The organism is Flavobacterium sp. CAU 1735, from assembly GCF_039888695.1.
Classification (GTDB): Bacteria; Bacteroidota; Bacteroidia; order Flavobacteriales; family Flavobacteriaceae; genus Flavobacterium.
Window position 1 is genome coordinate 525,706 of the sequence record NZ_JBDQQQ010000001.1, and the last position, 11,915, is coordinate 537,620.

The window sequence follows — 11,915 nt, forward strand, 5'->3', positions numbered from 1 at the left end:
AAACTGCCCTCTGAGGGAAAAAGAGGGCAGTGGAAAATCTGGATTAGAAAATCAAAATATCGTAACCTTCTTTTTTAAGGTTCACAAAGCTTGGAAGGCCAGGAGTTCCTGGTACCGCGTTATCATTTAAAAGTTCATAACCAGATATTTCTGTACCAAACACAGCAACGCAGCCTTTAGAAAGACCATGTACATGGTCTTTTACTTCTTTGTAAAGTGCATTCACTGGGTGTTCCGGTTTTTCAAGATGTTCTGGCCATCTGATACCTGCGCCTTGAAAAATAATTTTTACATCGTCACCTTCGTGTTTGAATTCATACGCTGATGCTAAGGCATTGAATACGCGTCCTAATGCTTCCTCTGAACCTGCTTTTGGATCGGAAAGAATAATAATAGCTGTTTTTTTCATTTTTGAATCGTTTTTATTAACAATACAAAGGTCTTACAGCAGGACCTGCAAAAGAATGGAGAAAATCTACTTTATGATGGAGATTTTTTTCGTGCGATTTCTCCTCAAAAGGCTCCAAAAGATCAGGTTCAAAACATCCATGATAAAGTAAAAATCATCCATTTTTCACGATTCAGTTTCTCAACAACTTTGCATCCGGTAACATTTCAATTAAGAACTTTAAAAAAAAATAATATGTCTGTTTCTGATTTATTTAAACCGCTTACTTTACTACACGGCTCAGCAATGAGAAACCGTTTTATGCTGGCACCATTAACAAGCCAGCAGAGTGAATTTGATGGTACCGCTTCAAAATACGACCAATATTGGATGGAACAGCTTGCCCAGGGCGGTTATGGGTTGATTCAGACCAGTGCTTCTACGGTAGAAGCGGGAGGCATTGCATTTGAAAGGCAGCTAGGTATTCATAGCGACAACCACTTGACGGGGCTGACCAAAATGGCTTCAGCGATTCGTGACGGCGGTGCGTTATCTGCTGTACAGCTACATCATGCGGGACATCGTGCCAAACCTTCAATTGGGGGAATCCCAGCTCCGGCTTCGAGTAAGACTTTGGAAGGAATTAAAGCAATCACGACTGAAGAAGTAGAGCGGATTCGCGATAGTTTCATAGCGGCCGCAAAAAGAGCTCAAATGGCAGGATTTGATGGAGTCTCTGTCCACGGAGCCTTTGGATGGATTCTTTCCGAATTTATGTCGCCCAATTTGAACGACCGTAAAGACAAATACGGAGGAAGCTTGGAGAATCGTGCACGTTTTACGATTGAGGTCATCGAAGGAATTCGGAAAGTCTGCGGATCAGATTTCCAAATTGGCTGGCGTTTATCGATTGAGCGTTACGGGCTGCTTTTAGAAGAACTGAGGGAAGTAACTGCTGATATTTTCGATCGAGAATTAGTCGATTATTTGGATTTAGCACTTTGGGATTCAGCCCAAATCGTTCGTGATGGTGCTTTTAAAGGTAAAACGATGTTAAGTGTTTTTACAGATCTTCCACGTAAGGGTGTTCGTGTAGGTGCAGCAGGTAAGATAATGAGTGCACAGCGTGCAGGGGAACTTCTGGATGAGGGCTGTGATTTTGTGCTAATTGCACGTGCTGCGATTTTACAGCGAGATTTCCCTCTTCAGGTAAAGGCAAATCCAATGTATGACAGCCCGCAATTGCCTGTAATGGCAGACTATCTGAGGCAGGGTGGATTAAGCGAACGTTTTATCGAAACCATGAGAGGCTGGCAGACTTTTGTAAAGGCAGGTTCATTGTAAATGTTTTTTTCTAAAAAAGGGTAGTGACAAATGGTGCGGATTTAATGAAAAGTTGTTCTTTTAGATCGTTAAAGACTTTAAATAAATTTGTAACTGATATATTATTAGATGATTATGAGGTAGGGTTTCAGAGCCTGACTCTCTACAACTACCGTCTAAAATCATACAGCGTTAATTCACTAAGGAATTTCAAATCTTCCAATAATTGGTTCGAATTTTGTGTTATAAGGTTTTTTTGTTTTGTAAATTATTGATTTTGAATCATTTAATTTATAGCGTACCTATTGCGGTTTTCCAGGAAGTCGTAATGACATGCGCATATTTAAAACTACCATTGACACTAGAAAAGCTAATGGTGGAAATCTTGTTGTTGAGAAATGGTGCTTATTCTACACATTGATGTGAATAAATAGAGCGGACACGAGCAAGATGCTCGCACCAGCAGGGGTAAAAAATATGCTACAAAATAAGTGTTTTTATGGCACGAAACAAAATTACAGCTCCAGCATAATCCGCTAAAAATGAATTTTTAAATCTATTTCCTTTCCTCCTTTTTGTTTGTCTTTTCGATATATTTGCAGACACCCCTAATTTATTTACTCATGAAAATATACCAGGATTTTTTTGATACGCTTAAAAAATATTTACTGCTTTTAGAAATTGATAAAAAAAAGGGGATTGTCGGATGCAATGATCAAGATATTGAAAAGCTAAAGAATGAAAAAGGCGCAATTCCTGCGGCTTATGAAGCTTATTTGAGAAGTATCGGAAAAAAATTCTTATTCGAATTTATGGATGCTGAAGATATGGCTTTTGAAAGCTTGGACTATATCAATTCTTTTGCGAATGAAGTATTTAAAGAAAATGCTTTACAAATAGAAAAGGATTTTTTTGTTATTTCTGAAAGGCGAAATGACTATATTTCTCTAATCTATTCGGATGAAGAAAACCCCGAAGTATGGATTATGAGTGAGTATTGGGATGAAAAAGACGGCGAAAATCTTTCCGTTCGAACCAATAGTTTTACAACATTGATGCTTATTTTTTTCCAACAAACGCTGCGTAATCATACGGCGAGTTTTCATTTTATTCCCAGTACGATTAAAAATAAAGAAGCGTACTTCCGGGAAAAATATCAAAACTGGCTGAACGGTTTAAAAACAATAAAAAACATCATCGATCAGTATCCAAATGATAACAATTTGATCAACGAACTAAACAGTTCCTTTTTAGATTATTATATGGCAAATGAGGACGCCATAACCGGAGCTTTAAACAAATCGGAATCCGTTGAAGAAAAGGAGGCTGACATAATTACTGATCCGTCATATTTACCCGAAACAGCGAAGAAGAAAAGTTTATTTGAAAAACTAAAAGATCTTTTCGGGTAACAACAAATTTATAGATAACCATTTAGTGAATGTGCAAACAAAAAGTTGAGTAAAAGTTAAACTACATTTTTATAATTGTTTAGCTTTTTATTCGTTTCATCTGAAAATTTTCTTACTCTTAACAAACTAGGTTTTCCATAGTTTAATGCATGTTTTTGCTCGAATGGATCAGAAAGGTCAATGAGTAGCGTTGATTTAATAGTGTTATTGCATTTGTAATGAGGTGTTTATATTGTAGATGTGACAACAACTGCCTAATGATGACAGTAATTATGTTACCAAAACGTTACCATTTATTGAGAAAAAATATTGAAGGGCTATAAATAGGGTTATACAGGAAAGAGGTTCAATACCCTCTTTCTCTGCAACTATCTTCTAAAATCATGCAGCGATTAATTCACTAAGGGATTTCAAATCTTCCAATAATTGGTTCGAATTTTGGATCATAAGGTTCACAAAAAAGCCTGCAAAATTTTTGCAGGCTTTTTTGTAGGCTTAAAACTAATGTAGAATTTGTAGGTAAAATCTGTTTTTACATATTGTAATTCCTTGAAAAATAGTTTTTTTCAACGCAAAAAAAAAGTGTAGTTTTGGAGAAACATAAGACCTTATGAAGCTTTCTTTAGCCTATCTTTTTAGTTTGCTTATTTCAGTTTCCGGACTGGCTCAGATACAAAAAGCAAATCGTAATAATGATTCCTTTTCAAGCATCGATTCCGTACTGACAAGCGTTTTAAAAGACCAACATATTGCAGGTTTTGCAGTGGCTGTAGTAAAAGGAAATGACGTGATTTATAGCAAAGGATTTGGTTATCGCGACGTCGAAAACAAAAAGCCGGTCACAACCAACACGCTTTTTGCTATAGGTTCCAGTAGTAAGGCTTTTACGGCTTCTTTATTGGGGTTGCTTAGAAAAGAAGGCAAACTGACATTCGAAGATAAGGCGGTCGACTTGTTGCCGCAGTTGCGCTTTTATAATAACGAAATGAACAATCAGATTATTCTAAGAGATCTGATGGCACACAGAACGGGACTTTCCCGATACGATTTATCCTGGTATTTATTTAACACCAAAAATAGAGATAGTATTATTTCACGTGTCAGGTATATGCAACCGAGCGCAGCTGTTCGCGAAAAATGGTTCTATAATAATTTTATGTATCTGGCACAGGGTATGATTGCAGAGCGGTTTAGTGGTAAAACATGGGAAGAAAATATAAAAGAAAAACTTTTTATTCCATTGGAAATGACCCGTTCGAATACCGATATTAAAACGTTTCAGAATGATAGCGATGCCGCTTTACCCTATACGTTAGAAAAAGATAATACGATTAAAAAGATCGATTACTACAACATTAACGGAATGGGACCGGCAGGAAGTATCAACAGTAGTGTAAACGATATGGCCAACTGGTTAAAGGTGTGGATTAACGACGGATCTTTTAAAGGAAAAGAAATCCTGCCAAAAAACTACATCACCGAAGCGATGAGTTCTCAAATGGTTATGAGTGCTGATTTGCCGGATAAGCATAGCGACATTTTTTTAGCCAATTATGGTTTGGGTTGGATGATCGGTTCCTATAGAGGACACTATGTAGTAGAACATGGCGGTAATATTAACGGGTTTTCGGCGAATGTTGCCTTTTTCCCTTCGGATAAGTTAGGGATTGTTGTCCTGACAAATCAAGATGTATCGAAAGTTCCGATGATAGTTTGTAATTCTATTGCGGATAGAATGCTCAATTTAAAACCGGAGGACTGGAATGGTGAAGTAAAAGCAACAGCTGCAGAAAAAGCACTTCAGGCAAAAAAGGAAACTAAAAAGATGCCCGTCCCAAATACAAAACCATCACATCCTTTAAAAGATTACGCAGGATCCTTTACGAATCCTAGCTATGGAACCATCAAAATAGCTTTTCGGGATAAGAGTTTGTATACAAAATTAGGAGAAGAGGAAATCATACTGAAACACTTTCATTATGATATTTTTGATCCAAGGTCAATAGATAAAAACGGAAAAGTGGATGCCGAACAGAGTACGATGATGTTTAATTTTGCTACCGATGTCGACGGTAAAATCCAGACGATAGGAATTTTTATGAATGATTACGAAAAACCGGTGCTATTTGATCGGGATGTAAACAAAAAATAACTAAAATACCAGGGTATAGATTTTCAATTAAAAATTCAGATTTATACCTAAAGTTCACAAAAAAAGGACAAACCATTGGTTTGTCCTTTTCTACTTTATAGACTTCTGCTTTAGGAATAATCGTTTCATACTATTATGGTGGTACTTGTTCGTTTGTATATATTCTAACGAACTTTTAGCTCAAAATAATTCCATTTATGTCTTATCATTATGTATTCTTCTTTTATTTGAGAATATTTGGTTATGGTCTAATTTATAGTGAATTATGAAAGCAATTTTTAAAATATGGATTTTTATACTCCTGATTTTATTTATAGGTTGCGAGCTGAAAGAGAAAGTTGTAAGCCATACAAAAAAAATAAAAGTAAGGGAAGCGATTCTGGAAAAATGGTTTGATCAAAAGAAACTTTCAACGGCTTCTAATAAAAGGTATTCCGGAGAGGACTTGTCAAAAATGTTCCGGGAAAGTCACGCTTACAAGTCGCGCTGTTTTGAACGTAGGAATACTATTGAATCACCTACTGATAGACATTCAAACCACTGTTTAAAAAGTTTAATTCCGGATCAGAAACGGCTAAATAACGAGTCGCATTGTAACCAACTTAACGACTTGTTTAAGAGTGTTAAATTTAAAAAAGCGATTCGATATTTGAAAATGCCTCAAGTACTGGATGGCGTAAAGGAACAAGGTTTTAATTTGTCTGTAAATGAAAAGAAAAGTCTTGTAGTATCGGAAGTGCCCGAAAAAAATACAGGAAGTAATCATGTCAACTATTCGAAATGTCCCTTATTATTTGGTGGGATACATTGTCATCTTAAAAGTTATTATGCAATGTTTTCGGCTACCGATCTCTTTATGTTGGATAAATTCTATTCCGGACATAATTTTATAAGAAACAATGGAAACCGCGATCCATCACTGCCCGTTCATTTACTGGTTTCTAATATCGGCGTTTATGCAATATCGGCTGATAATCTTCAGACCTTAGAAAAACTAAGAGAAATTTATTCGAATAATGTTAGAAGAAAAAACTTTAGACAAAGTTTAGAAAAGAAGTATAAAAAAATAGAAAATAAGAGTTTTCCTATAAGAAATTACCAAAATGCATTTTTAGAGTTTTTACACGAAAATGATCTGGAAGTTTCGTTGTATAAAGCCAATAATGAGCTAACAAGTTGGCATAAATTAGTACTTAAAGTAGATTCAGGGGCAAAGACAATAGCAAAAAGCACTTATCTAAAACAATCTTGTGATTGCTTGTAAATGGAACTGTTGTAAAGGTGGAAACCATTACAAAGCAACCTTCTTTTTAATCGGACGCAAAATCAATTTTCGGGAAAACAGGGAATACAAAGAGAAACAATAACGTTTGATAGAAACAAATAAAAATCATTTCTTTGTAAGAATCAGTAAAAACTCCTTTTCTAAATTTCTTGATCATTGCTATGAAAGCGCTTTATTTTTTGGTTGCGGCTTCCGCGGAGGAAGATGATTTGATCGTGATGTGGAGTGCTATGGCGATTGTTCTGATGATCTTGTTGGCGTATGGTATCCGATTGGTCGAACTGTTTTATGCCTATTTTTTTAAAAAGCCTTTTTACGTCCATTTTTATCTTTTTCCACAGCAATTAACCGATAAAGAATTGTTTGTGCTACAAACTCAATTTCCGTTTTACCGGAAGTTATCGCCAAAATACCAGGTCTATTTTGAACATCGTGTCAAACGTTTTATCTCAAAATACCAATTTATCGGTCAGCAAGGGCAACCAATCACCGAAGAAGTTAAAGTATTGATTGCTGCAACTTCGGTGATGCTCACTTTCGGGATGCGCAACTACCTGTATACCGTTTTTACTAAAATTGTAGTCTTTCCTTCAAAATATTATTCGGCATTAAATCAGGCGTATCATATAGGGGAATTTAACCCGGCATTAAAAACAATAGCTTTTTCCTGGGAAGATTTTGTCGCCGGTTATCAGGATGCACACGACAACCGTAATCTGGGATTGCATGAATTTACTCATGCGCTACATTTTCAGTGTGCTAAAAGCAATCATGTGAGCGCCATATTATTTGAAAAAATGTTTGCAAAAATCTTGCAGGAATTAAAAAATCCGGAGTATAGTGAGCAAATCCGGGAATCGGGTTATTTTAGGGAATACGCTTTTGAAAACCGATATGAATTTCTGGCCGTATTGTTGGAACACTTTTTTGAAACCCCGGAAACATTCCGCGATCATTTCCCGATAGTATATGATCATATAAAAAAGATGATTAACTTTAGAGAACGCTAAGACAGGGTTGAAAAAACAACAAAAAGATGCCGAAATGTTGTGACTACATTATCAGATATTTAAAATTCTAAAAATAGTGTTAAATTAAATTTAATGTAGGGACGAATACAGCATTTAAAAATTAGCTTTGTTGTTTATACAAATAAAGCAATACAAAAAACTACATTACGATACTATGAAAGGTAAACATATTGTATATCTCGTTCTGATTATAGTGTTGGGCGGAATGATATTCTATCGCGTTTCGGCCAATAAAGAAAAAGGGGATGGCGGTAAAAAAGGCGAAGGTAAAAACGCTACAAAAGTCTCCGGAATTGTGTTGAAACCACAAGTGTTTTCCGATAATTTATCCCTGTCGGGTTCCATTGAAGCGAACGAACAGGTGGAAATCAGAAGTGAAGTTTCCGGAATCGTGGAAAGTATCAATTTTAACGAAGGAACCCCGGTAACACAGGGACAGGTGTTATTTAAAATTAACGATAGCGAACTTCGGGCACAACTGGCGCAGGCCAAAACCCAACAGGCACTGGCTGCGGAAAACGAAAGAAGAGCCCGCTTGTTATTGCAAAAAGAAGCCATCAGTCAGGAAGAATACGATACGGCCAACGCCACACTGCGTTCTACTCAGGCGCAAACGCAACTGATTCAGGCACAATTAGCCAAAACCAGTGTAAAAGCACCTTTCTCCGGAAAAATAGGATTACGGGCGATTTCAAAAGGAACCTATGTAACACCAACAACCGTAGTGGCGAACCTGGTCAACATGAGTCAGGTAAAAATCACCTTTTCAATACCGGAAAAATACGCAACCCAAATGAAAAAGGATGCGACTATTTCGTTTACGATAGCCGGATCAAAAGATGTCTTTAAAGCCAAAATATATGCCATCGAACCGGGTGTGGACGTTTCGACCCGAACCCTTCAGATGCGGGCACTGGCACAAAATCCGGATGGAAAATTACTACCGGGAACCTATGCCGATGTTGCACTTCCGCTGGAAAGCATTAATGATGCCTTGTTGGTGCCAACCGAAGCGTTGATTCCGATTCAGAACGGTAAAAAAATATTTATAGCCGAAAAAGGTAAAGCCAAAGAAGTTATTGTAGAAACCGGACCGCGTACGGCCAAAGATATCCTGATCACATCGGGCTTAAAAACGGGCGACACGGTATTGACCAGTGGTGTGATGACACTTAAAAACGATATGCCGGTTAAAGTTGCGATCAAAAACTAATGCGAAGCCTCACCTATTAAAGCACTGAAACATGAGTTTATCTACGACAAGTATCAAAAGACCGGTTTTAACGATCGTAATCAACCTGATGTTGATATTGTTCGGAATCATCGGATATACCTATCTGGGCGTACGGGAATTTCCTTCGATCGACCCGGCGCAGATATCCGTTCGAACCAGTTATACCGGAGCTAATGCCGATATTATTGAGTCGCAAATTACCGAACCGCTCGAAAAAGCGATCAACTCGATCGACGGTATTCGGAATATCACTTCCTCGAGTAATCAGGGAAGTAGTAATATCACGATTGAGTTCAACCTTGATAAAAATCTTGAAGAAGCCGCAAACGACGTAAGGGACAAAGTGTCGCAGGCGGTACGAAGCTTACCACAGGACATCGATGCGCCGCCGGTGGTTTCGAAAGCCGATGCCGATTCGGATCCGATTATTACAATGACGGTTCAGAGTGATAATAAAAACGTACTGGAACTAAGTGATTATGCCGATAACGTGATTGCACAGCGTTTGCAAACCATTCCGGGCGTGAGTAGCGTACAGATTTGGGGACAACGTAAATATGCGATGCGTTTGTGGATCGATCCGGTAAAACTGGCTTCCTATGGTTGTACGGTTTCCGATGTGCGCGAGGCCTTAAACAAACAAAATGTAGAATTACCTTCGGGGAAATTAACCGGAGACAATACCGAACTTACGGTAAAAACGATCGGGAATTTATCAACCGAAGAAGAATTTAATAAAATTATCATTCGTGCCAATGGTGACAATATCGTTCGTTTGAGCGACGTTGGAAAAGCCTCTCTGGAAGCCGAAAACCTGGAAACAAAACTGAGCGATTCCGGTCAGCCGATGGTTGGTTTGGCGATTATTCCACAGCCGGGAACGAATTATCTGGACATTGCCGAAAAGTTTTATGTGCAATACGACCAGCTCAAAAAAGACTTACCGAAAGATTTTAAACTGAATATCGCCATCGATAATACGGTTTTCGTTAAAAAAGCAATTTTGGAAGTAGCCGAAACCCTGTTGTTATCGGTTATCCTTGTAGTATTGATCATTTATGTGTTTTTTCGGGATTGGGCGATTGCCTTCCGACCGTTGATTGATATTCCGGTATCACTGGTTGCGACCTTCTTTATCATGTATATTTTCGGATTCTCGGTTAACGTATTAACCCTATTGGCGATCGTTCTGGCAACCGGTTTGGTGGTTGACGACGGTATCGTAGTAACCGAAAATATCTTTAAAAAAGTAGAAGAAGGAATGTCGCCGATTGAAGCGGCTGTAAAAGGTTCGAACGAAATCTTTTTTGCCGTGATCTCGATTTCCATTACGCTGGCCGCGGTATTCTTACCGGTAATTTTCCTTGAAGGATTCGTAGGACGTTTGTTCCGGGAATTTGGAGTGGTGATCGGTGCGGCAGTATTGATATCGGCCTTTGTATCGTTAACGCTAACACCAATGTTAAATGCCTACCTGATGAAAGGTGGCGAGCAGAAAAAAACAAAATTCTATAACCTGACCGAGCCGTACTTTGAAAAAATGAACAAAGGCTACGCAGCGTCATTGGTTACCTTTTTAAAGCGCAAATGGCTAAGTTTTCCGATTTTGATTGGATGTATCGGATTGATTGTATTATTCTTTAAAACCTTACAAAAAGAAACGGCACCGTATGACGACCGTAGTTATATCACCATGCGGGTAACCGCACCGGAAGGAGCGACCTACGATTATATGGATCGTTTTATGAGTGAGCTAACCGATTTGATTAATGACTCGGTACCGGAGAAAAAAGTTAGTTTGATCATTACATCACCCGGATTTGGATCGGCTTCTGTAAATAGTGGTGTGGCACGTTTGTCATTAGTAGAACCGGATCAGCGAAAAAGATCCCAAAAAGAAATCACCGATGATTTGTCGAAATGGACCCGACAGTATTCCGAAGCCAAAGTAGCGGTTTCCGAATCGCCGACCATTGCTGTAAACCGTAGAGGAGGACTTCCGATACAATATATTATTCAGGCGCCGAACTTTAAAAAACTGGAAGAAAAAATTCCGGAATTTATGGACGAAGTGGCCAAAGATCCGACGTTCTCGATTACGGATGTAAACCTGAAATTCAACAAACCGGAGATTTATGTGAGTATCGATCGTGAAAAAGCGGAGAGTATGGGGATCTCGGTTATTGATGTAGCGCAAACTTTGCAACTTTCATTGAGTGGTCAGCGTTTTGGTTATTTTATGATGAACGGAAAGCAATACCAGGTAATGGGGCAATTCGACAAAAAAGACCGTAGTGCGCCAATGGATTTGACATCGATGTTTGTTCGTAACAAAGACGGAAAGCTGATTCAATTGGATAACGTAGTGAAAATTGAAGAACAAAGTAGTCCGCCTCAGCTTTATCATAACAACCGTTATATGTCGGCTACCGTTTCGGCGGGATTGGCACCGGGTAAAAGTCTTGGTGATGGTATTGATGCGATGGAACGCGTAAAAGCAAAAGTGCTGGACGATACTTTTACAACCGATTTAGGGGGAGAATCCCGTGACTTTGTGGAAAGTAGTTCGAATACATCATTCGCTTTCGGACTGGCTTTACTGTTGATTTTCCTGATTCTTGCCGCGCAGTTCGAAAGTTTTATCGATCCGTTTATTATTATTTTAACCGTTCCGATGGCGGTTGCAGGAGCCTTGTTTTCCCTATGGCTATTTGGTCAGACGTGGAATATATTTAGTCAGATTGGTACGATTATGTTAATCGGACTGGTAACGAAAAACGGTATCCTGATCGTCGAATTTGCGAACCAACTCCGGGAACAGGGTAAGAGCAAATACGATGCGATTGTAGAAGCCGCCGAATCCCGTTTGCGTCCGATTTTAATGACCAGTTTGGCCATCGCATTAGGAGCCTTACCGATCGCGTTATCGTTGGGTGCTGCTTCGCAAAGCCGTATGGGGATGGGAGTGGTAATTGTAGGAGGAACCATCTTCTCGTTAATATTGACATTATTTGTGATTCCGGCGATTTACCTGATGTGGTCGAGAGAGCGTAAACACCGCCCGGAATTTGATAATATTAAAGACTAATT

Annotated in this window: 8 protein-coding genes; 7 read left to right on the forward strand and 1 reads right to left on the reverse strand. The window is 38.6% G+C overall.

Annotation, left to right across the window (positions count from 1 at the left end):
* Positions 1 to 43: 43 nt before the first annotated feature.
* Positions 44 to 409: a DsrE family protein gene (locus AAFN64_RS02615; RefSeq protein WP_347759188.1), complete on the reverse strand. Its 366-nt coding sequence runs from the start codon at positions 407 to 409 to the stop codon at positions 44 to 46.
* A gap of 234 nt (positions 410 to 643) precedes the next feature.
* On the opposite strand from AAFN64_RS02615, the gene AAFN64_RS02620 reads away from it, so the two are divergent.
* From AAFN64_RS02620 to AAFN64_RS02650, 7 genes are all read left to right on the forward strand, one after another.
* On the forward strand, positions 644 to 1,732 hold the full coding sequence (locus AAFN64_RS02620) for an NADH:flavin oxidoreductase (RefSeq protein ID WP_347759189.1): 1,089 nt from the start codon (positions 644 to 646) through the stop codon (positions 1,730 to 1,732).
* A gap of 602 nt (positions 1,733 to 2,334) precedes the next feature.
* The gene (locus AAFN64_RS02625; protein ID WP_347759190.1) at positions 2,335 to 3,123 is read left to right on the forward strand and encodes a hypothetical protein; all 789 of its coding nucleotides are present in this window, start codon (positions 2,335 to 2,337) and stop codon (positions 3,121 to 3,123) included.
* 610 nt (positions 3,124 to 3,733) lie between these two features.
* Positions 3,734 to 5,275 (forward strand): serine hydrolase, encoded by a 1,542-nt coding sequence (locus AAFN64_RS02630; protein WP_347759191.1) that lies wholly within the window; start codon positions 3,734 to 3,736, stop codon positions 5,273 to 5,275.
* Between the two features lie 265 nt (positions 5,276 to 5,540).
* Positions 5,541 to 6,539 (forward strand): hypothetical protein, encoded by a 999-nt coding sequence (locus tag AAFN64_RS02635; protein WP_347759192.1) that lies wholly within the window; start codon positions 5,541 to 5,543, stop codon positions 6,537 to 6,539.
* 182 nt (positions 6,540 to 6,721) lie between these two features.
* Positions 6,722 to 7,570, forward strand: coding sequence for a zinc-dependent peptidase (locus tag AAFN64_RS02640; RefSeq protein WP_347759193.1), 849 nt, complete (start codon positions 6,722 to 6,724; stop codon positions 7,568 to 7,570).
* Positions 7,571 to 7,745: 175 nt separating this feature from the next.
* Positions 7,746 to 8,804: an efflux RND transporter periplasmic adaptor subunit gene (locus tag AAFN64_RS02645; protein ID WP_347759194.1), complete on the forward strand. Its 1,059-nt coding sequence runs from the start codon at positions 7,746 to 7,748 to the stop codon at positions 8,802 to 8,804.
* A gap of 31 nt (positions 8,805 to 8,835) precedes the next feature.
* Positions 8,836 to 11,913 carry an efflux RND transporter permease subunit gene (locus AAFN64_RS02650; protein ID WP_300486392.1) on the forward strand — a complete coding sequence of 1,026 codons (3,078 nt, stop codon included), beginning with the start codon at positions 8,836 to 8,838 and terminating at the stop codon, positions 11,911 to 11,913.
* The last annotated feature ends 2 nt before the right edge of the window (positions 11,914 to 11,915 follow it).

What these genes read in the sequence shown, in the direction of transcription:
- AAFN64_RS02615 (WP_347759188.1), bottom strand. Translation starts at nt 409, where the DNA reads ATGAAAAAAACAGCTATTATTATTCTTTCCGATCCAAAAGCAGGTTCA.
- AAFN64_RS02620 (WP_347759189.1), top strand. Translation starts at nt 644, where the DNA reads ATGTCTGTTTCTGATTTATTTAAACCGCTTACTTTACTACACGGCTCA.
- AAFN64_RS02625 (WP_347759190.1), top strand. Translation starts at nt 2,335, where the DNA reads ATGAAAATATACCAGGATTTTTTTGATACGCTTAAAAAATATTTACTG.
- AAFN64_RS02630 (WP_347759191.1), top strand. Translation starts at nt 3,734, where the DNA reads ATGAAGCTTTCTTTAGCCTATCTTTTTAGTTTGCTTATTTCAGTTTCC.
- AAFN64_RS02635 (WP_347759192.1), top strand. Translation starts at nt 5,541, where the DNA reads ATGAAAGCAATTTTTAAAATATGGATTTTTATACTCCTGATTTTATTT.
- AAFN64_RS02640 (WP_347759193.1), top strand. Translation starts at nt 6,722, where the DNA reads ATGAAAGCGCTTTATTTTTTGGTTGCGGCTTCCGCGGAGGAAGATGAT.
- AAFN64_RS02645 (WP_347759194.1), top strand. Translation starts at nt 7,746, where the DNA reads ATGAAAGGTAAACATATTGTATATCTCGTTCTGATTATAGTGTTGGGC.
- AAFN64_RS02650 (WP_300486392.1), top strand. Translation starts at nt 8,836, where the DNA reads ATGAGTTTATCTACGACAAGTATCAAAAGACCGGTTTTAACGATCGTA.